At 29.7% G+C, this 23,359-nt stretch carries 24 protein-coding genes; 12 read left to right on the top strand and 12 right to left on the bottom strand.

Annotated elements, in window-relative coordinates; all coding sequences use genetic code 11:
• The first annotated feature begins 96 nt into the window (after window positions 1-96).
• Window positions 97-558, top strand: a complete 462-nt coding sequence (locus tag J3S90_RS15010; protein WP_210646863.1) for a hypothetical protein — start codon at window positions 97-99, stop codon at window positions 556-558.
• A gap of 72 nt (window positions 559-630) precedes the next feature.
• Here J3S90_RS15010 and J3S90_RS15015 read toward each other — a convergent pair whose 3' ends face one another.
• Together J3S90_RS15015 and J3S90_RS15020 are read right to left on the bottom strand one after the other, a co-directional pair.
• Window positions 631-1,752 (bottom strand): GTP cyclohydrolase, encoded by a 1,122-nt coding sequence (locus tag J3S90_RS15015; protein WP_210646864.1) that lies wholly within the window; start codon window positions 1,750-1,752, stop codon window positions 631-633.
• 19 nt (window positions 1,753-1,771) lie between these two features.
• The gene (locus J3S90_RS15020; RefSeq protein WP_236023982.1) at window positions 1,772-2,728 is read right to left on the bottom strand and encodes a transporter; all 957 of its coding nucleotides are present in this window, start codon (window positions 2,726-2,728) and stop codon (window positions 1,772-1,774) included.
• A gap of 122 nt (window positions 2,729-2,850) precedes the next feature.
• Here J3S90_RS15020 and J3S90_RS15025 point away from each other — a divergent pair, with 122 nt between their 5' ends.
• From J3S90_RS15025 to J3S90_RS15060, 8 genes are all read left to right on the top strand, one after another.
• The gene (locus J3S90_RS15025) at window positions 2,851-3,120 is read left to right on the top strand and encodes a DUF4834 family protein (RefSeq protein ID WP_188051606.1); all 270 of its coding nucleotides are present in this window, start codon (window positions 2,851-2,853) and stop codon (window positions 3,118-3,120) included.
• A gap of 48 nt (window positions 3,121-3,168) precedes the next feature.
• A complete protein-coding gene (locus J3S90_RS15030) occupies window positions 3,169-5,580 on the top strand; it encodes a YfhO family protein (RefSeq protein ID WP_210646865.1) in 2,412 nt (803 codons plus the stop codon).
• Window positions 5,581-5,703: 123 nt separating this feature from the next.
• Window positions 5,704-5,868 (top strand): hypothetical protein, encoded by a 165-nt coding sequence (locus tag J3S90_RS15035; protein WP_210646866.1) that lies wholly within the window; start codon window positions 5,704-5,706, stop codon window positions 5,866-5,868.
• Complete coding sequence (locus J3S90_RS15040) at window positions 5,868-6,326, top strand: hypothetical protein (RefSeq protein ID WP_210646867.1); 459 nt, start codon at window positions 5,868-5,870, stop codon at window positions 6,324-6,326. The genes J3S90_RS15035 and J3S90_RS15040 overlap by 1 nt, the downstream gene beginning before the upstream one ends.
• Window positions 6,327-6,391: 65 nt before the next feature.
• Entirely contained in the window at window positions 6,392-7,684 is a 1,293-nt protein-coding gene (locus tag J3S90_RS15045) for a glycosyltransferase family 4 protein (RefSeq protein ID WP_210646868.1), read from the top strand.
• Between the two features lie 27 nt (window positions 7,685-7,711).
• On the top strand, window positions 7,712-9,172 hold the full coding sequence (locus J3S90_RS15050) for a lipopolysaccharide biosynthesis protein (protein WP_188051609.1): 1,461 nt from the start codon (window positions 7,712-7,714) through the stop codon (window positions 9,170-9,172).
• Window positions 9,173-9,301: 129 nt separating this feature from the next.
• Window positions 9,302-9,595 carry a hypothetical protein gene (locus J3S90_RS15055; protein WP_210646869.1) on the top strand — a complete coding sequence of 98 codons (294 nt, stop codon included), beginning with the start codon at window positions 9,302-9,304 and terminating at the stop codon, window positions 9,593-9,595.
• Window positions 9,596-9,633: 38 nt separating this feature from the next.
• Window positions 9,634-10,431, top strand: a complete 798-nt coding sequence (locus J3S90_RS15060) for a DUF3575 domain-containing protein (RefSeq protein ID WP_210646870.1) — start codon at window positions 9,634-9,636, stop codon at window positions 10,429-10,431.
• 55 nt (window positions 10,432-10,486) lie between these two features.
• Here J3S90_RS15060 and uvrA read toward each other — a convergent pair whose 3' ends face one another.
• Window positions 10,487-13,276 (bottom strand): excinuclease ABC subunit UvrA, encoded by a 2,790-nt coding sequence (gene uvrA, locus J3S90_RS15065; protein WP_210646871.1) that lies wholly within the window; start codon window positions 13,274-13,276, stop codon window positions 10,487-10,489.
• Between the two features lie 570 nt (window positions 13,277-13,846).
• Here uvrA and J3S90_RS15070 point away from each other — a divergent pair.
• Window positions 13,847-14,431, top strand: coding sequence for an RNA polymerase sigma factor (locus tag J3S90_RS15070; RefSeq protein ID WP_188051613.1), 585 nt, complete (start codon window positions 13,847-13,849; stop codon window positions 14,429-14,431).
• A gap of 53 nt (window positions 14,432-14,484) precedes the next feature.
• On the top strand, window positions 14,485-14,628 hold the full coding sequence (locus tag J3S90_RS15075; RefSeq protein ID WP_188051614.1) for a hypothetical protein: 144 nt from the start codon (window positions 14,485-14,487) through the stop codon (window positions 14,626-14,628).
• 66 nt (window positions 14,629-14,694) lie between these two features.
• Here J3S90_RS15075 and J3S90_RS15080 read toward each other — a convergent pair whose 3' ends face one another.
• Window positions 14,695-15,351: an endonuclease III domain-containing protein gene (locus J3S90_RS15080; RefSeq protein ID WP_210646872.1), complete on the bottom strand. Its 657-nt coding sequence runs from the start codon at window positions 15,349-15,351 to the stop codon at window positions 14,695-14,697.
• Between the two features lie 232 nt (window positions 15,352-15,583).
• Between J3S90_RS15080 and bcp the strand changes: the two genes are divergently transcribed.
• Entirely contained in the window at window positions 15,584-16,036 is a 453-nt protein-coding gene (gene bcp, locus J3S90_RS15085; RefSeq protein WP_210646873.1) for a thioredoxin-dependent thiol peroxidase, read from the top strand.
• A gap of 179 nt (window positions 16,037-16,215) precedes the next feature.
• Here the strand turns inward: bcp and J3S90_RS15090 are convergent, their stop codons facing one another.
• The 8 genes from J3S90_RS15090 to J3S90_RS15125 form a co-directional block, all read right to left on the bottom strand.
• Complete coding sequence (locus J3S90_RS15090) at window positions 16,216-17,088, bottom strand: clan AA aspartic protease (RefSeq protein WP_210646874.1); 873 nt, start codon at window positions 17,086-17,088, stop codon at window positions 16,216-16,218.
• 155 nt (window positions 17,089-17,243) lie between these two features.
• Complete coding sequence (locus J3S90_RS15095; RefSeq protein WP_210646875.1) at window positions 17,244-17,897, bottom strand: hypothetical protein; 654 nt, start codon at window positions 17,895-17,897, stop codon at window positions 17,244-17,246.
• 159 nt (window positions 17,898-18,056) lie between these two features.
• Window positions 18,057-18,575 (bottom strand): GNAT family N-acetyltransferase, encoded by a 519-nt coding sequence (locus J3S90_RS15100; RefSeq protein ID WP_210646876.1) that lies wholly within the window; start codon window positions 18,573-18,575, stop codon window positions 18,057-18,059.
• A gap of 144 nt (window positions 18,576-18,719) precedes the next feature.
• The gene (locus tag J3S90_RS15105; RefSeq protein WP_210646877.1) at window positions 18,720-19,736 is read right to left on the bottom strand and encodes a serine hydrolase domain-containing protein; all 1,017 of its coding nucleotides are present in this window, start codon (window positions 19,734-19,736) and stop codon (window positions 18,720-18,722) included.
• A gap of 198 nt (window positions 19,737-19,934) precedes the next feature.
• Complete coding sequence (locus J3S90_RS15110; protein WP_210646878.1) at window positions 19,935-20,726, bottom strand: hypothetical protein; 792 nt, start codon at window positions 20,724-20,726, stop codon at window positions 19,935-19,937.
• A gap of 155 nt (window positions 20,727-20,881) precedes the next feature.
• The gene (locus J3S90_RS15115; RefSeq protein ID WP_210646879.1) at window positions 20,882-21,796 is read right to left on the bottom strand and encodes a hypothetical protein; all 915 of its coding nucleotides are present in this window, start codon (window positions 21,794-21,796) and stop codon (window positions 20,882-20,884) included.
• Between the two features lie 88 nt (window positions 21,797-21,884).
• Window positions 21,885-22,424, bottom strand: coding sequence for a helix-turn-helix domain-containing protein (locus tag J3S90_RS15120; RefSeq protein ID WP_210646880.1), 540 nt, complete (start codon window positions 22,422-22,424; stop codon window positions 21,885-21,887).
• A 174-nt stretch (window positions 22,425-22,598) separates the two neighbouring features.
• Window positions 22,599-23,210 (bottom strand): hypothetical protein, encoded by a 612-nt coding sequence (locus J3S90_RS15125; RefSeq protein WP_188051624.1) that lies wholly within the window; start codon window positions 23,208-23,210, stop codon window positions 22,599-22,601.
• Window positions 23,211-23,359: the final 149 nt, after the last annotated feature.

Here is a 23,359-nt window from a genome sequence, read left to right on the forward strand (position 1 = left end):
GTAGATTTTAAAAAAAATCCATTCTTCAAAGAATGGATTTTTTTTGTTAAAATCCATATTGAATTATCTATCTTTATTAAACTCTAAATAAAAAATATGAAAAAAATAATCTTTAGCGCCCTACTGATGAGTTTCTTTATTTCGTGTAAAAAGGAAAGTAAAGACCATCAACTCCAACTAGAAAAAAATACTATTAAAAAAGTAAATACTCCCGAATGTTACTTGGGTGTTATTAAAAAAGATAGTGTTTTAATGCATTTGAATTTTGAAGGCAATCAACTGATTTCTGGTAATTTAATTTATAATTTTTATGAAAAAGATAAAAATGAAGGTTCGATTGTTGGACAGTTAAAAGGAGATACACTTTTTGCAGACTATACTTTTACCTCAGAAGGTGTTTTATCTGTGCGTGAAGTTGTTTTTTTAAAGGAAGGTAATAATTATATTGAAGGTTTTGGTGAAACCGTTGATGATAATAAAGGAAAAGTTAAATTTAAAGATAAGAAAAAATTAATGTTTGATGGAAAATTAGTATTGGCAAAAACAGCGTGTAAGTAGTCTTTTTTTTAATTTAAAGTTTATAATTAAAAAATCCCATTGACTATTTGTGAATGGGATTTTTTATATCATCTAGTTTAAACTTTTTTTGTAGGTACATCTTCTTTTGTGTACCACTGTGTTAAAGTGTTTCCATAAATTAATACTAGCAGCGTTATCCGCTAACTCAGGCGTTCTAAAGCAATTAATGATTCCCTTTTCTTTAAAAGTCTCGTAGTATTCTTTAAATATAACAGCCGTAACTGCTTTATTTTGATATTCTGGAAGTACTCCTATAAGATAAAAAAGCACATCTTTACTTTGTTTTTTCGCTCTTAACAAATGTAAAAAGCCAAATGGAAATAACTTTCCATTTGCTTTTTGCAATGCTTCTGTAAAAGAGGGCATAACGATGCTGAATGCTACAATGTTATCGTCTTTATCAATTACAAATTTTATAAATTCAGGATTGATGAAGCTAATGTATTTTTTCTTGAAATATTCTTTTTGTGTGTCAGAAATAGCTACAAAAGTAGATAAAGAAGCGTAAGATTTATTAAATAGATCGAACATTTGGTCCACAAGTGGCATTACTTCTTTGGTAGTTTTAAAATTAAGAGGTCTTAACTGATACCTTCTTTTTACTAAATCATTCGCTTTTTCAAAAAACTCAGGTTTTACGTTTTCAAAAGGAAACTTGCTTTCAATATATTCTTTTTCTTTAACGTAACCCAACTGTTCAAAATGTGTAGCATAGTAAGGACTGTTATACCATGTAATCATTGTTCCTACTTCATCAAATCCTTCTGTTAATACGCCTACTTTGTCAAGGTTGGAAAAACCCATTGGGCCTTCTACGTAATCCAACTTGTGTTTTCGACCTAGTTCATAGACCTTCTCTAAAAGTGCTTTTGTAACTTCTATATCGTCAATTACATCAAACCAACCAAAACGAACCTTCTTTTTTTGTTGATCATTTACTTCACTCCAGTTAATGATGGCGGTAATTCTTCCTACTATTTCATTATTTTTTTTAGCAACGTAAAAATAGGCTTCTGCCGTTTCAAAAGCGGGATTTGTTATTTTATCAAAACTCTCGAGCTCATCTAATATCAATGGTGGAACAAAATTTTTATTGTTCTTATATAATGTAAAGGGAAATTTTATGAATTCTTTTAATTCCTTCTTCGTTTTTGCTTCTTCAATTGTAATCATGCTATTTTTTAAAATTCGATTATCCTTTTTTTATTTTTTTTTGTGTTTTTTTTGCTTTTTTATCTCCTTTGATGTCAGGATTGGCTGCATTTCCTGTATCAATTTTCATTCTTACTTCTTTGTATTTTGCATCATAACGCCAAGAAAGACCAATGCCTCCATAAAGTATAGAAGGTGTGTTTTTTAGACTCGAGCTAATTGATGCGTCAATTTGCATGTTTTTATTGAGTAAATAAGCAGCGCCACCTCTTACGATTGCGTCACTATAAAAATCACTCTTAAAACCTTGATTTTCTATAAATCCAGACCAGTTGTCATTAAATCCTCTAGTAAGGGTTAGCACATAACCATAACTCGGAAAATCAGTTGTAATATAATCGCCAATAATATTGGTTACAAAAACCCATTTACCATCGCCAAAATGATTTTGAGTAATTAACATAATTTTTGGAGATACACTAGATTGGGGAGAAAACGAGTAAGGATTGTCTTTCATGATTACATTTGCACCAGCAAAAATAGAGAATGCAGGCACAAATTGGCGCCAGTTGAAACCGTGATTTGCTTTCCAGCTGTATAGATTAACCTTTTTTTCATAATTCTTAAAAGGATCGTAAATCAAATATTTGGCTCCCAGAACAGTTTGTTTAAAATCGGCTACCTTGGTGTTTTTAAACAGAGAAGTATATTTCTCATTTTGATATTGAATGTCGGCAATCAATTCAAGATTTTCCAAGAACAAACCCCATCTTAAAGTTGCGTCTAAACCGAAACCATTGGCGTCATAATTTAAAAGACTATGATTTTGTTTTATACCGTAAATTCCAGTTTCTATTTGAATGACTGATTTTCCAACAGCAAAAGCAGACATAGTTTCACCTGGTCTATTAGAGTTTATTTGATCCGTATGTTGCCCGTAATGTAGGATTGGAAACATTAAAAAGGCAGTCAAAAGTGTGATTTTAATTCTAGACATATTGTTTTTTAGATTAGAAAGTAACAATGCTTTTCAAATGTACTATATTTTATTATTTATTTAAGAATGATATCTTACTTTTGAACGTTTGATTTATTAATTTTGAAAAAAAATATATATTTATGCAAACAGCTTCTTTTACTGGTTTTATAAAAGCAATTTTTTATATGATCGCTTTCTACTATATTTTCCGCTTTTTGGCAAAGTTGTTTTTGCCTTTATTAGTTAAAAAAGTGGTAGAAAAAGCAGGACAAAATATGCAACAGCAACAACAAGATACTTGGCAAAAAACTCAAACTAAGGAGGAAATCTTATACAATAGCAACTCTAGTAAAAATCCACGCGAGACCAAAAAAGTTGGAGATTATGTTGATTACGAAGAAATAGATTAAGTTTGCCGTTTTAATACCTACTATACTTTAATTCAAACTTTTTTTAAATTGAAAATAATAAATAAGTTCTATCCGCACGCACTTGCCATTTTTGGTTTTGTATTGGTTTCTTTAATCTATTTTTATCCTGTATTGCAAGGAAAGCAAATTTCTCAATCAGATATTGTGCAATATACTGGAATGGCTAAAGAACAAAACGACTTTAGAGCTACTGATAATGCGGAACCTTATTGGACAAACTCTGCTTTTGGCGGTATGCCAACCTACCAATTGGGGGCTAAATATCCTCATGATTACATAGGTGCTATTGATGATGCATTGCGTTTTTTGCCGCGTCCTGCCGATTATTTATTTTTATATTTTTTAGGTTTTTATGGACTAATGTTAGTCCTTAAAGTAGATCCTTTGAAAGCTTTTTTTGGAGCCTTAGCGTTCGGATTATCCACTTATATGATTATTATTCTCGGAGTAGGGCATAATGCAAAGGCACATGCTATTGCTTACATGCCTCTTGTTATTGCGGGTTTTATTTTAGTTTTTCAAAAAAAGTATATTCTCGGAGGTCTTCTTACCCTTTTTGCGACAGCATTAGAAATTAGTGCGAATCACTTTCAAATGACGTATTACCTTCTAATTTTCTTATTGATACTTTGCGCTTATTTCATCTATCAGCAAATAAAAGATAAAGAGTACAAAGCGATGCTTTATTCTTTGGGGACATTAGCAATTGCTGGAATTTTTGCCATTGGCGCCAATGCTACAAATTTATTAGCAACAACAGAATATACCGATTTTAGTATTCGTGGTAAAAGCGAATTGACTTTTAATCCTAATGGTTCAAAGAACGAAACAACAAGTTCAATGAGTAGAGACTATATTACGGAGTATAGTTATGGGATTATGGAAAGTTTCAATTTGATTGCCCCACGATTATTTGGAGGTTCTAATAATGAAGCGGTAGGCAAGGACAGTCATATGTACGAATTTATGATTGGCCAAGGAGTTCCTGAAGCGCAAGCAACTGATTTTGTATCGGGAATGCCAACCTATTGGGGAGATCAGCCTATCGTAGCAGCTCCCGCATATATTGGGGCTGTAGTTTTCTTTCTAGCGATTTTGGCTTTGTTTATAGATCAACGTAAAATAAAATATGTATTCCTTTCAGGAGCTATTGTAGCATTAATTCTTTCTTGGGGGAAAAACTTCCCTGTTGTGACTAACTTTTTTATAGATTACATTCCTTTATATGATAAGTTTAGGGCTGTTTCTTCTATACAAGTTGTTTTAGAGTTGTGTTTTCCAGTATTGGCTATCATGGGTTTACAATCCTACTTTCAATTGGATAAAAAACTACAATGGAAAGCTCTATATGAAACTGCAATTCTTGGTTTAGGAATTATAATAATTCTATTCCTGAGTAAAAGTATGTTTAGTTTTTCTGGAGGCAGTGATGCTGCTTACAGAGAAAGTTACGGACCTGATTTTGTAGCGGCACTTAAGTTAGATCGTATGAGTTTATACAGTGCCGATTTATTGCGTTCAGGATTCTTCATGGTATTGACAGGAGGAATTTTGTGGTTTGCAATGAAAGACAAACTGGCTCAAAAAACCGCTATTATAATTATTGGTTTAATTATGGTTTCTGATTTGTTTTTTGTGGACAAAAAATACGTCTCTGCAAAAGATTTTGTTAGAGGTAGTGAAGTAACAATGCCATTTACTGAAACCCCAGCAGATGCACAGATTTTGAAAGATACTTCTAATTACAGAGTTTTTGAAGTTGCTGATTTGTTAGGCGCAAGAGCTTCCTATTTTCATAAATCTATCGGTGGTTATAGTGCTGTTAGACCTCGAAGAATGCAACAATTAGTAGATTATCAAATCGCTAAAAACAATATCGAAATTCTAAGCATGCTTAACGTTAAGTATGTTATCCAAAGAGATAAAGAAGGAAATGAATTTCCAACAGTAAATCCAGATGCAAATGGGAATGCTTGGTTTGTGAGTCAAGTAAAAATCGTTTCTTCTCCAGATCAAGAGATGAAAGCGTTGGACAGTTTAGATTCTAAGAATGTGGCCGTTATCAATGATAAAGATTTTAAAATTAATGGTAAGGCTTTCGCCAAAGATAGCCTAGCAAGAATTACTTTGAATTCTTACAAGCCCAACCATTTAATATATAAGTCAGATAATTCGAACGAAGGTTTAGCTGTTTTTTCTGAAATGTATTATAAAAAAGGATGGAATGCGTATATCGATGGAAAGAAAACAGAACATATTCGAGTAGATTACGTTCTAAGAGGATTGCAAATTCCAGCAGGAAAACATACAATAGAATTCAAATTTGAACCTCAAGTCATACAAACAGGAAGTACAATTACTTTAGTTAGTGGTTTTGGAATCTTATTGCTTTTAGTGGGAGGAGTTTATTTTGAAAGAAAGAAAAGAGTTCAGATTTAAGATTTTTGATTTAAGATTGCAGATTTAAGATTTTTTAAATCTGCATTCAATACCGAAACTTCGAGACGTTAATCTTCAATCAGCAATCATTTAGTATATTTGTTGTAATAAAAAATAGCAATAATGAAAACGGCAATACTTAATTATGGTGTCCCAGAAGAGTTAGAAGCTAAAAGAATAGCTGAATTGAAAGCACTTTCTTATTTTGAAAGATTAGAAAGATTGATGGCAATAATTGAAGTTTCATATATGTTTAAAACAGCAAAAAAAATACAATCTAAAAAATAATGAATGAGCAAATAATTGCCATTTGGGAGAGTTTTTTTAAAAACAAAGTTAAGTACATAACTATTGGAGGTTTTGCTGTAAACATCTATGGGTATAATAGGAATACAGGGGATATTGATATTTATTTAGAAGACACTATCGAAAATCGTATTAATTTAAGAAATGCTTTAAAATCAATAAATTTAGGGGATTTTGAATCTATTGAAACAATGCAATTCATTCCTGGATGGACTGATTTTACTTTGAATTATGGATTAAGATTAGATATTATGACAGCTGTAAAGGGTTTGGAAGATAAATCATTTAATTCACTTTTAGATAATGCAACTGTTGTGTTGATTGGAGAAACACCAGTTTTTTTTATTGATTATGATAATTTAATTATTGCTAAAAAAGCATCAAATAGACCGAAAGACATTTTAGATATTGAAGAATTAGATAAATTAAATAGCAATTAAAAGATTAATATTTTAAAACCTGCAATCAAAAAATATTAATCATAATTTGAGCACTAAAATTTAAATTGGAAAATAAAAAAATCCTTATAATAACCTATTATTGGCCACCTGCGGGAGGACCTGGCGTACAACGTTGGTTGAAATTTGTGAAATATTTACCAGATTTTGGAATTCAGCCTATTGTTTATATTCCAGAAAATCCAACTTATCCTATTGTGGACGAAAATTTGGTAAAGGAAGTTTCAGATAAAGCAATTATTCTAAGAAATAAAATATTCGAACCGTATCAACTGGCTTCATTTCTTTCCAAAAATAAAACTAAAAAAATAAGCTCTGGCATTATTCCAAATCAAAAGAAACAGTCTTTTTTAGACAAAACCTTTCTTTGGATTCGAGGAAATCTTTTTATACCAGACGCCCGTGTGTTTTGGGTTAAACCTTCTGTTTCCTATTTAGAAAAATATATTGTACAAAATAATATTGATACCATTATTACTTCTGGGCCACCGCATAGTTTGCATCTTATTGGTTTAGAATTAAAACAGAAATTAGATCTAAAATGGTTTGCTGATTTCCGTGATCCATGGACTACTATTGGCTATCATAAATCGTTGCGTTTATCAAGTTTTGCTGCAAAAAAGCATAAATTTTTAGAACACCAGGTTCTGAATTCAGCCGATATGATTATAGTAACCAGTAAGACTACTAAAACCGAATTTGAGGCAATTACCGCAAAACCAATTACAGTGATTACAAATGGTTATGATGCCGAACAAGTGGAGAAACAGAATTTAGATTCTAAATTCAGTTTGGCTCATATTGGTTCGTTTCTATCGGAACGAAATCCGTTGATTTTATGGGAGAGTTTAGTAGAATTAGTCCATGAAATACCTGATTTCAAATCGCATTTAGAAATTAAATTAATTGGTGCAGTTAGCCAAGAGGTTTTAGAAACGATAACTCAGTTTGGTTTAAATTTTTATTTAAATAATTTAGGATACGTTTCACATAAAGAAGCCATAGCGCATCAAAGAAAATCGCAAGTTTTATTGTTGATAGAAATTGACTCTGAGGATACAAAAAGTATTATTCCAGGCAAATTATTCGAATATATGGTTTCTAACAGACCTATTATTGCTATTGGACCTGAAGGTTCTGATTTTGCAGAAATTATAACCAATACGAATACAGGAGTGTTCTTGAAATATTCCGAAAAAATGAAGTTAAAAAGTGTAATTTTAGACTTTTATAATCAATTTTTAGAAGGGAAATTACAATCAAATGGAGTAGGACTTCAAAAGTATTCTAGAAAAAGTTTAACCAAAGAACTGGCTCATTTGATTCAGTCCCCTTTTTAATATCAAACCTAACACCCTTAACCTTTCATGGGAATCGTACTAAATCAATCTTTAAAGAATACAATAATTACTTATTTGGGTTTTGGGATTGGAGCCATAAATACGCTTTATTTATATCCGGTACTTTTGGGTGCTACATTTTATGGGTTAACAAATTATATTACTTCTTGCGCTAATGTGATCATGCCTTTGTTTGCCATTGGTATGCAAAATACTTTAGTTAAATTTTATTCTCAGTATGAAACCGATGCTGAAAAATCTAGGTTTTTATCTTTTACGGTATTATTTCCATTAGTGGTGATAGTACCAATGGTTTTAACAGCACTTTATTTTTATGACGAAATATTGTTCTTTCTTTCAAAAAAGAATGAAATTGTCAAAAATTATGTTTGGTTGATTCCTTTTATTGGCTTATGTATGGCCTATTTCGAAATATTTTATGCTTGGGCAAGAGTTCACATGCACTCTGTTTTTGGTAATTTTATAAAAGAAGTAGGTTTAAGACTATTTTCTTTAGTTCTATTAATTGGCGTTTATTTCGATTGGATGAGCGTTGAAGGTTTTGTTTATGCAACTGCTGGATTGTATTTCTTGGCATTTGTAGTCACTATGTTATATGCTTTTCGAATTCAAAAACCAACTTTTCAATTGGCACTCCCCAAAAATACTAAAGATATATTGACGTATACTTTTTATATTATTTTGTCAGGAAGTGTCGCTAATTTGTTATTGGATGGAGACAAAATAATGCTCAACCAATATATGATTATCGATAATATTGCTTTTTATTCAATCGCTACTTTTATCGCGTTAGTAATTTCAGTCCCGAGTCGAGCGATGCATCAAATTGTATATCCTATTACAGCCAAATTAATGCACGATAATAAGTTTAAAGAGCTAAATGTTCTGTATAAAAAAACCTCTATTAATCTGCAAGTAGTTGGTGGTTATGTGATGTTAGGGATATTTGTCAATATAAATCAATTGTACGAAATGGTTCCTAAGGAATATAGTGGTGGAATTTTAGTAGTATTTATGATTGGTATTTCAAAATACTTTGATCTGATTCTAGGAAATAATAATGCTATTATTTTTAATACTAAATATTACAGAGCAGTATTATTTTTAGGAGTTCTTTTAGTGGCAGTGGCAATTGGCTTAAATATGTTATTTATTCCTATGTATGGTATTATGGGTTGTGCTTTTGCAACTTTATTATCTATAACTTTATACAGTTTAGCCAAGTTGCTCTTTGTGGTTAAACGACTGCATTTGTTTCCTTTTACAGTTCAAACGTTACATTCTCTTGGAATTACTTTTTTGTTATTTTTATTGTTTTACTTCTGGGAATTTCCCTTTAATCCGATAATTTCAATAGGTTTAAAATCAATTTTAGTAACTATTTTTTATGTCTACATTAATTATAAATTTGTTGTTTCTAAAGAAATTAATAACGCTATTGACTCCGTTCTAAAAAAAATAAAATAGTTTTTGATCCCTTTTAAAACTCAAATATCACTAAAAGTGGGTATTGTAGGATTTTAAATTTGCCTTTAAATTTGTAAGAGCTAGAAATAGCTTTAATAAGAAAAAAAGACAAAAAATATCTGCTAGAATATGAAAAGGACTAAAAGTAAAATTGATGAAGATTTAAGAAAGTTTTCATCTATTCTAACAAACAAAATGAACAGTGGATTTGTAGTATTAGAAAGGAATGATAAATTACCGTATGCAATTTTAATGAAGAATAAGAAAAAAGTAGATCATATTTCTAATTTTTTTATGTTCTGTGCAACGCTCGGATTATGGTCTATTGCTTGGATTTACATTAGTCAAGTTTCCTCTAAAGCCAAGAAAATTCTGATCGCAATTGATGAAGATGGAAATCCTTTTGAAGAGAAGTGTTTTTAATATATATTTGCCGAATTATATATTTTTAACATTTACTTATGAAAAAAACTTTACTTACAATTATTGCAATTTTATTTAATTTTGCAATCGCTTTTTCGCAGACTACTTCAATAACTGCTGTTTCAACTTCTTTAATATCTGTTAAGGATGATATTGATGGGCCTAAAAAAAATAATGTAAAAATTAGTTTAACTAGTCTTGCATTCAAAAATTTTCAATTACAGTACGAAAGAAGTTTAACTAAACGTATTGGAGTTGTAATTGGATATAGCTTTATAAATAAAGGTGCTGTACCATTCAAATCACAATTAAACGAGCTAGTTTCTAATAACAGTGAAGGTCAAGGAATGCTTAACAATACAGAGTTAGGATATTCAGCAATTACACCAGAAATTCGTTTTTATCTAGGACAAGGATACGGAAAAGGATTTTACATTGCTCCTTTTTACAGACACTTAAAATATGACATTTCAGGAATTAATTTTGAATATAATAGTGATCTTAGTACTCAAAAAGAAGATATTGATATGGGTGGTAAACTTACTGCAAATACTTTTGGATTGCAGTTTGGAGCTCAATTTAATTTAGGAAAACACATTATTCTTGACTGGTGGATCGTAGGACCACATTACGGTACTTCAAAAGGTGATTTTGTTGGAAAAACAGATAGATTATTGACACCTTATGAGCAATCAGAACTTCAAAGAGAACTTGACGATATTGATCTTCCTTTAGGAGATATTAAAGCTAAAGCTAATGCAAACGGGGCTACAATTAACATCAGTGGACCATGGGGCGGAGTTCGAAGCGGTTTAAGCTTAGGTTACAGATTCTAATTAATTCATAACATAAAAAAAGCCGATAAATCATTTTGTATTTATCGGCTTTTTTTTATTTCTTTAATACTGTTTTTAAGTAGGCTCCAGTAACAGACTTCTTATTTTTTGCAACTTCTTCAGGAGTTCCAACTGCTAATAATTGACCTCCATTTTCTCCTCCTTCAGGTCCTAGATCAATCAGCCAGTCGGCACATTTTATAAGATCAAGGTTATGTTCAATAACAATAATAGAATGTCCTTTCTCTAGTAAAGCATCAAAAGAGGTTAGTAATTTCTTGATGTCATGAAAATGCAATCCAGTTGTAGGCTCATCAAAAACAAAAAGTGCTTTGTCTTTGGTGGCTCCTTTTACTAAGAAAGAGGCTAGTTTAATACGCTGTGCTTCACCACCAGAAAGTGTTGAGGAAGATTGTCCTAATTGTACATATCCCAATCCAACATCTTGCAGCGGTTGTAATTTCTGAATGATTTTAGCTTGCTTGTTAGCGATAAAGAAAGCAATTGCATCATCAACAGTCATCGTAAGAATATCGTGTATATTTTTGCCTTCAAAGTTAACTTCTAGTACTTCTTTTTTAAATCTTTTTCCGTTGCAAGTTTCACAAGGCAATTGTACATCGGCCATAAAGACCATTTCTACGTTTATAGAACCTTCTCCTTTGCAAGTTTCACAACGCCCACCATCTACATTAAAGGAAAAGTGTTTGGCCTGATATCCTCTTATTTTTGATAGTTTTTCTCTTGCATACAATTCTCTAATGTCATCATAGGCTTTGATATACGTAACCGGATTAGAGCGTGAACTGCGACCAATAGGATTTTGATCTACATATTCAATATGTTTAATTTGAGAAAAAGAACCAGTTATTTCAGTAAATTGGCCCGCCTTTTCGCCTATATTATCCAACTTTTTCTGCATGGCTGGAAACAAAATTTTCTTAATCAAGGTACTTTTTCCACTTCCAGAAACTCCAGTAATTACTGTTAAAACATCTAAAGGGAAAGTTACATCTATATTTTGAAGATTATTTTCTCTTGCTCCTTTTATTTCAATGTAGTTTTTAAATAATCTTCGTTTTTTAGGAACTGAAATTTCTAAGTCTCCATTTAAATATTTTGCGGTTAATGAAGTCGATTTTAGAATTTCTTCAAATGTGCCTTGAGCGACAAGATTACCTCCTAAAGTTCCTGCTTCTGGACCAATATCGATAATCATGTCGGCTGCTTTCATAATGTCTTCATCGTGTTCTACCACAATAACAGTATTTCCTAGGTCTCTTAATGAAAGCAATACTTTTATCAATCGCTCTGTGTCTTTTGGGTGTAAACCAATGCTAGGTTCGTCTAGAATATACATCGAACCCACCAAACTACTTCCTAATGAAGTGGCTAGATTAATACGTTGTGATTCTCCACCAGAAAGCGTTGCAGAATTTCTATTTAGTGTTAGATAATCCAATCCTACTTCGGTTAGAAACGATAATCTATTGTTTATTTCTAGCAATAAACGTTTGGCAATTTGTTTTTCATAAACATCTAAATCGATACTTTCAAAAAAGCGAACCAAATGCTTGATTGGTAAGTCTACCAAATCTGAAACTGTTTTTGAATTGATTTTTACATAGGATGCTTCCACTCTCAAGCGCTTTCCTTTACAAGAATAACATCTGGTTTTACCGCGATAACGAGAGAGCATTACCCTATTTTGTATTTTGTAATTTTTTTCTTCTAATTCCTTAAAAAAGCCATTTAATCCTTGAAAATATTCATTTCCAGTCCAAATTAATTCTTTTTGATCTTCAGATAACTGAAAGAAAGGTTTGTGAATCGGAAAATCAAATTTATAAGCGTTATTTACCAATTCATCTCTAAACCAACTCATGCTTTCACCACGCCATGGAAAAATGGCATTTTCAAAAACCGATAAAGTAGTATTAGGAACTACTAATTCGGCATCAATTCCTATAATATTTCCGTAGCCTTCGCAAACCGGACAAGCTCCATACGGATTATTAAAACTGAATAAATGAACATTTGGCTCCAAGAAAGTAATGCCATCCATTTCAAAATTGTTAGAATAGGAGTATTTTTTATCAGCGTTTAATTCCTGTAAATAACAAATTCCTTTGCCTTCAAAAAAAGCAGTTTGTACGGCATCGGCAAGACGATTATAAAACTCTTCTTCTTCCTTAACTACAATTCTGTCAATGATTAAAAGTATTTCTTTTTTATGTAATGATTCGGGTAAATCATCTAAGCGAACCATTTCGTTATTTACTAAAATTCTTGCAAAACCTTGCTGCAAAAGTACTTTTAGTTTGTCTTCTAATTTTCTTCCTTCTTCTAAATGAATAGGAGCGAGGAGTAACCATTTGCTGTCTAATTCAAAAGTTTTTACATCAGAAACAACATCTGTTACCGTATTTTTTTTGACTTCCCGACCAGAAACAGGGGAATACGTTCTTCCAATTCGAGCAAAAAGTAGTTTTATATAATCGTAGATTTCTGTAGAGGTTCCTACAGTAGAACGCGCATTGGTTGTATTTACCTTCTGTTCGATAGCAATAGCTGGAGCAATTCCTTTTATGTATTCTACCTTTGGTTTGTCTAATCTTCCCAAGAATTGTCGCGCGTAAGAAGATAAGCTTTCTACATAGCGACGTTGTCCTTCGGCATAAAGCGTATCAAATGCCAAGCTTGATTTTCCCGAACCTGAAAGTCCAGTAATAACAACTAATTTATTTCTAGGAATCGCAACATCTACATTTTTTAAGTTATGTACTTGTGCTCCTTTTATAATGATATTTTTCTTTGGATCTAATTTAGAAAGGTCAACTTGCATAAAAATGATAATTTTTACAAAAGTAAACAATTTTAAACAGAGAAAGAGGAATGAACAAATCACAAATAATGATTAAAGTAGGGAGGAAATACTCTTTTTTGGTGTGAGGTATTTGTATTTACCATTAAAAAAATAAATTCATTTTTTTTTCAAAATAATAACGAGACAGAAACCATTAAAACCCACAACTTTCATTTTCTTATTCCGATAACTGCTTTTTACTTTTCTTGATGCTAAAATATTTTTAATGTAAACTTGAATTAAGATAAAGGTTGAATTTAATTCTCTGATAATCAATAATTATTTTAGCCCTTTTTTTAATGTGCCTAATTTAGCTTAAGTTACAGTATCATTGAAAAATTAAAAAATCCTAGATCAGTCGAAAAGGAGTAAGAGCTATTGTAACAAATTATAATTTTAATATGTTAAATTTTTTTAACATTACTTGCTTCTTCAAATAATAATTAGTTAAATTTGACCACACAATAACCCAAATAAACAAAGCCTATAATCAAAAACTACTTTTTAGAGCAATCTACCAATTTTAATTAAAAACTAAAAAGTATTATTATGGTTAATATACAACTTCCAGACGCGACATTAGTTAAGGAATATGTTGCAGGTAATGAGGATGCCTTAGCTACACTAATAAAAAGGCACCAGTCAAAAATCTACGGATTCATTTATTCTAAAATAGCAGATAAAGACATTACTAACGATGTTTTTCAAGATACTTTCATCAAAGTAATTAAAACCTTAAAATCAAACTCGTATAATGAGGAAGGTAAATTTTTACCTTGGGTAATGCGTATTTCTCATAATTTAGTAGTAGATCATTTTCGTAAAAACAAAAAAATGCCTTTATATAGAGAAACTGAAGAGTTTTCTATTTTCTCTATTATGTCTGATGACGCTATGAATATCGAAAACAAAATCATTGCCGATCAAGTAGAAATTGATCTCAAAAAACTAATAGAAGAACTTCCTATTGACCAGAAAGAGGTTTTAGTGATGCGTATGTATCAGGATATGAGTTTCAAAGAAATTTCAGAATCTACGGGAGTTAGCATCAATACTGCATTAGGAAGAATGCGTTATGCACTGATGAATTTGAGAAAAGTGATTGATAAACACCAAATTATTTTGACCAATTAACAATATATTTTAGTGACCTGCGTTGTTATATAAAAGCAAATAGGGATTACGATATGGCAAAAATTTACTCAAAAAAAGCATTAGTTTCAAAAGTAATGAAACCTAGTGAAGAAACAGTTTCTTTTTTATTAAGCTATTCTAAAGCATTAAGCATAGTAAAAATTGATAATAAAAGTTTCGAAATTATTTCTAATTAAATACTTAATTACGTATTAATTAGATAAAAAATCCCAATATTTTCAAGTTTAAATATTGGGATTTTTTTATTTATTTTTTTTATAATATTGGTCTAAAACTGTTTTTCTTCCAATGGTTTTAGTAATAATATCTTTCTCTAAATCCCAGCCACGCGCGGGCGAATATTCTCTTCCATACCAAATAATCTGCAAGTGCAAATCATTCCATATTTCTTCTGGAAAGATTCGCTTGGCATCTTTTTCTGTTTGAACCACATTTTTTCCATTAGTCAAATTCCATCGATACATCAATCGATGAATGTGTGTATCAACCGGAAAAGCAGGTACTCCAAAAGCTTGAGACATCACCACACTAGCCGTTTTATGACCAACAGCTGGCAATTCTTCTAAAAACTCAAAACTTTGAGGTACTTTCCCATCATGCTTGTCAATCAAAATGTGAGATAAACCATGAATTCCCTTAGATTTCATAGGTGATAAACCGCAAGGCCGAATAATTTCCTTAATTTCCTCTACAGACATTTTAATCATATCATACGGATTATCTGCCTTTTCAAATAGCAATGGAGTAATCTGATTGACGCGAACATCAGTACATTGTGCTGACAATAAAACCGCAATCAACAACGTATAAGGATCCTTATGATCAAGTGGCACCGGAATGGTTGGATATAATTCTTTTAACGTATTTATAACAAAAGTTACCCGTTCCTGTTTGTTCATTTTTGTATTTTTAGCACTGTAAAAATACTGTAATTTTTACGATGTGCCTAATCCAGCTGTTCCTTACAAGTCCTCCTTCATAAAACTTTTTTTCTAAATTTATAAAGGAGCTTCCTACCGGTCGCTCTTTATAAACAAGAAAAAATAGTTTTTTTCAATCCGGGCTTTTCAGTGCCATCTGGGGCAAGTACTCAATACAGAAAGAATTTATAAATAATTTAAAATAAAATATATGACAACATTAAAAAAAGGAGATAAAGCGCCTAATTTCTCCGGATTAGATCAAGATGGTCAATTGCATAAATTATCGGATTATGCGGGAAAAAAATTAGTAGTTTTCTTTTATCCTAAAGCAAGCACACCAGGATGTACAGCCGAAGCATGTGATTTAAGAGATAATTTCGAACGTTTTCAAGCAAACAATTATGAATTACTAGGTGTTAGTGCCGATTCTTCAAAAGCGCAATTAAAATTTAAAGAGAAGTATGAATTTCCTTTCCCTCTTTTAGCAGACGAAGATAAGTCTTTGATTGAAGCATTTGGTGTTTGGGGTCCTAAAAAATTTATGGGCAAAGAATATGATGGTATTCACAGAACCACTTTTGTTATTGATGAAAATGGAATTATTGATTCTGTCATAGAAAAAGTTAAGACAAAAGAACATGCAGCACAAATTTTAGATTAATTAACTGAAATTAGTAAAACCTCGTTTAAAAAAAACAAGCGAGGTTTGTATTAATTGAATACTTTTTAAGATTTAAAACGTATTTTAATTACAATTAAAAACTTAAAAATAGTACTTTCATTAAACTCTAAAACCACTATTAATACAAAAGGTCAAATTCCTTTATCATACAACTTGATTTATTTTTGGTCAATATACAGATCATTGAATAAAGCATTAGGTTTCATCAATACGAGGTTATTTTGAAAATCAAGTAAAATCGTGAACCGTTTTAAAATTTCATTTCCTAAAACGTGTACATTTTTGTCCCAGACTGGTTTTTGTGCAGTTGTGATCTGAACAGGAATATCTTTGAGTTCGTATTTTCCTATTTTAAAACGATTCAGGTTTGAAGTAGTTACCGATATTTCGTTTCCTTGTGCGCCTTTCATTACTATTTCTTTTATAAATCTCATTTTTGTATTAGGAAAGTGAGCTGCTTGCAAGAGATTATGGTCTAACATAAGCGTTCTTTCAAATCCAGTATCGAATAGAAAAAGGTCTTTTACCATTTTTTTACTCTGCTTTATTTCACTTGACACAAAAAATAAAGTTTTGTAAAACTCCATTTTTAGTTGAGTGAAGTTAGAATCCAACAATGCATAAGATGGCATCAAAGAGTGTATAATCAAATACTTTTTGTCGTAATTAATTTCAACAACTTTTCCTTTAAAAAAATCCCAGCCAAATCTTCCTTCAGTTCCATGTCCTGCTAATTCGGCATCATAAACTTTAGTTTTGTAAGTAGTATTTCCTATTTGTAAATCGTACAATGTGTTATAAAGTGCTGGTTTTGTCTTCACTTTATTATTCAGAACATCATTTGTTAAAACGAGTTCTGTTGTTCCAGTATCAAAATTTAAATTTAAAGTGTCTTTATGGTTAAAAATAGCTTTTATAAAAATGGTGTTATACTCATTAAGACCCATTGCAATGGTATCACTTGTGTGTAAATTTTGTCCAAAAATGCTGTTACATATCAGTAGTGGAATAACAAACAATGTAGTTTTCATCTTTTTATTTATTTGTCTTATTTCTTTATCAGCTGTAAGTAATTATACTGCTATTTCGCCATCAAAAAGATCTAGTGATTTGTCTAATTTATATTTAATATTCTAAACATTTATTCTCTTATTTATCAATCTTCTAAAAGTGTTGTTTTTAAATTTTAAGTTTTTTTATTGGTATTTTTTTCTAAAATTGTAATAGCACCACTTTCATCATTTAATAGATAATATTGAATCCAAATTTCTTTGTCTTTGGTTTTAATTATATATGTCTTGATTGCGTCTAATAAGTTATAATCTATAGAAAAACCATAATGTTTGTCTATTAATTCTGTGTTGCCAATTCTTTCAATTTCTGATTTTGGAACCGTTACGTTATTAACATTAACACCACCTAAATCTAAAATTGCTTCTTCAAAGTTTTTTCCAACTAGTAAACTATTAAATCTTTTTCCATCACTTCTATCTTTCTCTATAGTCGATTTAAAAGTTTTTCCATCAACAGGAATTAATTTGCCCGCAACTGCAAAATATTCTCTATCAAAATCTCGTATGTCTTTTTTATTAATATTTTTGTCGTAACCATAAGTATAATTTTCTGGTGGATTTATATAGGGAAAAACACCAAGTTCAGCAGTAGATTCAGCAATGTCATCAATTTTAAAATCAACATTTGTTTTAATTTTAGCATCTGATTTATTTTCTATTTTGGGTAAGCTATCAATTACCTTTCCCTCAGATTGCTCTTTTTTGGCAGAATTGTTACAGGAAAAAATAAGAAATGAAACAATGAATATTCCAATATTTTTTTTCATTTTATTACTTTTTAAAAAATGATTAATAGATTAAAAATCAGAGATTTTCATTCAAATATAATCTAAAGGAATTTATTATTGTAAGAAAAATTTAGTATTATGATAAAAAATGATTAAAATAGTTATTACTATTTTTTTTGAGGTTGATAGTATTTAATTTTAAAAGTTAAAAGAAAATTTTGGCAAACACCAATAAATCATTTCTTTATCTTGTTTTATTATTTTAAAATTTAATTTTTTTAGTAAATGAATAGACGCCTCATTTTCCAATAAACATCTAGCAGTAATTTCTTTTACAATTGGATTTAAAAAAGCCCAAGCAATAAGTTCATTTGTTGCTTCAAGAGCGTATCCTTTTTTTTGTTCTTCCTCAATAATACCATAGCCAAGGTCTATATTATTATCGTGAGGATTAAAGCCTTTAAATCCTAGATCTCCAATTATTTCATAATTTTCTTTTTTGATAATCATCCAAGATTCAAATCCCGTAGGTTTTTCTACTTTTGATAAATTTTCTATGATTTTTGGTAAAGTTTCAAGAACTTCTGCATCCGGCCAACCCAAGGCTCTATTTAATTTTAGGGAGTCTAAATTTTTAAAATCTAATTTCAAAATGGTTTCACATATTTCTATCGTAAAAGGAATTAGAATTAATCTTTTAGTTAAAAGTTTAAGCATTTTTTTTGAATGATTTATAATATGATGTTGGCATTGTTGAGTTTAATCAGAGACTTTTACCTTATTAAATAATAACTTTATTAATTGCTTTAATTATGTTAAATTTTATTTTTCATAAAAAAGTCATTCTAATATGCTATTTTTTTATTTTTTTAAGATTGTTATAATTGCTTCTGATATTTCAAAAATTTTGCCTTTATAATTATTGTCAAGCAAAACTATTGTGAATTTTTCATCAATATCTGAAATCAATAATGCTTCATAATTTCCAACTCTTCCGTGATGGGTATGTAAAATTAAATTTTGATTTTTGTATGTTGCATTACCTAAAGCTGATTGTGTTTCTTCTGAATTAAAACGTTGACCAATTTCATAAAGAGATTTTTTATTTATTATTTTACCAGAGTGTAGTAAATTTGCCCATTTTAATAAATCAATTGTAGTTATATAAATTCCACCTGTAATTGGTAAATCTTTTTTATCTCTTATTAGACTACTATTAAATCCCTTGGCAATATTTTGCTCATTTTCAAAAGGGGTCATTAATGAGGAGATCATTTTACAAGGTTTGAATATGAATTTTTCTACATATTCTTTATAAGAGATTCCACTTACTCTTTCCACAATAAAGTGCCGTAAAAAGATATTATTGTTATTGTAATCGTAATTTGTTCCAGGTATAAAGTCAAGACTGTCGATTATTTTTAAATCTTCAAAAAGATCTTTGTCGTTTTTTATTTTTTTCCAATTTACGTCTGGTATGCCACTTGTATATTTTAGTAAGTCCTTAATGGCAACCTCATTTGACCATTTTGGTAATTCTGGAATAAATTTTGAAACCTTATCGTCCAAAGTCAATTTTCCTTGTTCCTGCAACTTTAATAAAGCAACAGCACTAAATTCTTTTGTTATTGAACCAATATTAAATCTATAATCAGTGGTTAATTTTGTTGTTTTAGTTTCATCACTATACCCGAATGAATTATTATATATTAATTTGTTATTTTTTGAAATAAGTACATTTCCATTAAAAGTTCCGTTTTGATAATACTTATTCATTATCGAATCAATTTGATTTACTTTGTTATTTTGTGCCGATAAATTATTTATCAACAGCACAATGAGAATTACAATTAAAAAGGAACCTTTATTGTTTTTCATAGTTTTATAAATATTTTTTATTTGAATTTTGAGGATTTGATATGAATACATTCTAAAAACTTGAATACATCTTTGAGCTACAAGCGGTTTGTGAATAAAGATCCGAGATTTTTCCGTTAAACACAAATTTTCCAACTACAAAACCATCTTCAAATTAAGCCTAAAACTCCAATCTCGCCAAACGCCCGTTGGTAGAAGTTATTTTTCATATAATTTTGTAATTTCTTTTTCTAAAAAAATCTTTTCATAATCTCTTATTGTAAGTTTGTCTAAATATTCTATATCATCTTTACTTACTCCAAAAAAAAGACTTCCTCTTGTTTCTGATTCTAAAATACTATCCAATTTTATACTAATCAATCCATTATCTAGTTTTTTTAATTTTATTGTAGAAGTTATTTCACTTTTTGATTTTTCAAGTTCAAAAACATAATTATAATCTTGAGCACTGCCATAAACTTTTTCCAATTTTAATTTATTTATTACTTCTTGTTTTTCTAATTTTAAGGTAATTTCTAAATTTGATTTTAATTTTATTTCTCCGTGTGCTTTAGGCAATGATGTTGCAATAAATGCAAAAGAACATACGGAAAGAATAATAGGTTTAAAATTGATTTTACTTGTCAAGTAATCATATAAATTGGAATTCCAATATAAATATGAAATTGGTAAAATTAATAATGTTACTAAATCTGAATAATCAATTGTTCTATTCAACCCAATCCCGATAGATTGAAAAAAAACAAGAATTGGTTGTATTATTTCGGATTTCCACAAAATGAATAATATTGCAGTTCCTAAATAGTTAAGTTTTACTTTTTCGGGAAACAATAAACTCAAAAAGTATGGAAATGCAAAAAGCCCTGCGACATCTGATAATTTTCCAGTAAAAAAATTAGAATAATAACTTTTTAGAAATATATCATTTACAATTAAAATAATAATTGAAATTATAAATATTCCTCTGAAATGTTTTCTATCTTGGATCATCTTTTATAATTTTTGCCAACGTTTTGGCGCTACAAGAAGTAGTGGGATTAAAGATTCGAGATTTTTCCATTATGCACAAATTTTCCAAGTACAAAAACATCTTTAAATTCAGCCAAATGCCCAAATCTCTTGAAACTGCTGTAAGCTGAGGTTTTTTATTCTATTCCAATTTTGTTTTCGATGCAGTCAATATACAAACAATTATTTAAAAATATTTTGTTGCCCAACATTCCTGTCATTCCCGAAAATTTCATCATCGAATATTGAGTTTGTGAAAATCCTTCTACATAGGTAACATTGGTTAATTTTATCTTTTTGTCGCAAAATTGAATATTTTGGTTGCAATTTGCGGTGTAAGTTGTCAAGACTTTATCCCAAGATTTTGATTTTTCGATGTTAATTTTTGAATTTGGAAGTTTCAGCTTTTCCCAAATTTCTTTGTTTGTTAGCAATTCGTATGCACTTGTTCCCGAGTCAAACAAAAATTTTTCTTCAGTTCCATTTAACAAACCACGAAATATAATTTTTCTTTTTTTGAATTTAAAATTAAACAATTTTCCTTGAAATTGAGTTGGTTCATTTGATAGATTTAATGCAATGTAATTTTCCTTGAAATTTATTACGGTTTTGCGATTTTCTAAAATATCTGCTCCAATTGTTCCAATAATTTTTAAAGTGTCATTTTTATCATCATCATTACCAATATTCAAAATTTGGAACTTGTCCGATATTATTTTGGATTTTCCAATGTAAAATATTGTTTTTGCTCGTTCCTGATTTACATTAATTTGCGTTAGCTTATCAATTGCTTTTGAATAAAAAATAGTTGATGGTGAACCTGTGTCAAATTGCAAATAATAAGTTGCTGTGTCATTTGGGAAATGAATTGGAAGTAACAGCACATTTTTATAATTACCCAGCCAAGTAAAAGGGATATTTCCACTTTCGTTTTCTACAGTTAGGTAATTTTTTTCGGGTGTGAATTTTTGGTCAAAATAAATATAGGCACCGAGCAAACCTAAAACCAAAACAACCAAAAAAACGAGCACGATTTTCTTTAAAATTTTCATAAGATTACTTTTCTACAAAAGTCTATTTATAAAACCATATTTTTTGAAAAAACGATATGCCAATTTTATGTCAATTACACGACAAAATTTATAAATAATTGATTTTCAAAATCTTATTTAAATCTTCGTTTTTATTTAAACTAATGCCATTTATGATGTTGATCATTAATTTTAAAGAAATAATTGTAAGTAATGGGATTAAAAAAAGTGGAAAACTAAGCGATAATTCCTTTTGAATAAATGGACTTATGATAAGCGAAAACGAAAGCAAAACGGTTAATATAATTTGCACACTTACGATGTTTTTGCCAAGCTCTTTATTTTTTTGGTCGCTGGTTTTGTTTGTTAATATTAGTGGAAAAATAACACCACCAAATGGTATTATAAGTCCCATTAAAGAGGAAAGATTAATTAATTTTGCTCTGTCTATTTTTGTGATTTCTTTGGCAGAAATTAATTTTTCAGGCTCGATTTCAAAAGTTTTTACAAGTGTTTTTAATGTAAATCCTTTTGGAATATTTCCAGCTTCAATTCGCTGGATTGTTCGCAACGAAAGCCCACTTTTTTCAGCAAGTTCAGTTTGCGTTAAGTTTTTTTCTTTTCTTAATTGTTGAACAATTGTCTTCATTTGTCGATTTGTTGCGATTTTGTAAACTTTCTGCTAACGTCTTGGCGCTACAAGTTATATGGGATTAAAGATGCGAGATTTTTCCATTATGCACAAGTTTTCCAAGTACAAAACCATCTTTAAATTTAGTCTAATGCCCAAATATCTTGTAACGGCTGTTGGGCGATGCATTTATTAGTCTTCTAATCTTGTATAATATAATTCAGAATTTCCACAAACCATTTCAGTTCTTCCGTTTTCAGTTTTTTGTCCTGAATAAAATTGTCTTAATTCAGAATTATTTTTATTTATGCTAAAACTCCAAATTTCATTGTCTGAAAATAATAACTCATTTGAGTAATTATCTTCATTTACTGATGTGAAAAAAATTAAATCTTCAGATTTTACTAGTTTTAATTCCTTTGTAGATTTGTTTTGATTGAAAAAGATAAGTTTGTTTTTTTCAATAATTAATATTTGATTATTTAATGAATCTTTATAGTTTTCGAACCCCCAATTTGAACCAGTTCTATTTAGATTCCATTTACCAATAATACTTTCTATATACTTTTTTCTTGGTACCGATTTTAAAGAATCTGTTTTTATTTTGGCAATTTTCCCTAAATCATTATTTGGATTTAGTTCATAAACATATATGTAAAATCCTATTGCACTCGCATTATCTGATTTATTAAGAGATTCTTGTGCTTCTTTTAGATATACTTTCTGATTTTTTAGAGATTTTGATTTTTGAGACCAAATTAGGCAAAAGCTAAATAAGAATATTGTTAAAATATATTTTTTCATTTTTAATATTTCTCTGTTTTTTTGTAAAGTCCTGAAATAGGTTGACACATTTTTACTGTGTTTTCAATTCAAATTTAGATAAATAATTTCTTTATTCCTACGATAGGATTTGTATGGAATGTTAGCCTTTATATGAACACTAACAGGAG

The organism is Flavobacterium flabelliforme (assembly GCF_017948675.1).
In the GTDB taxonomy this organism is placed as follows: domain Bacteria; phylum Bacteroidota; class Bacteroidia; order Flavobacteriales; family Flavobacteriaceae; genus Flavobacterium; species Flavobacterium pygoscelis.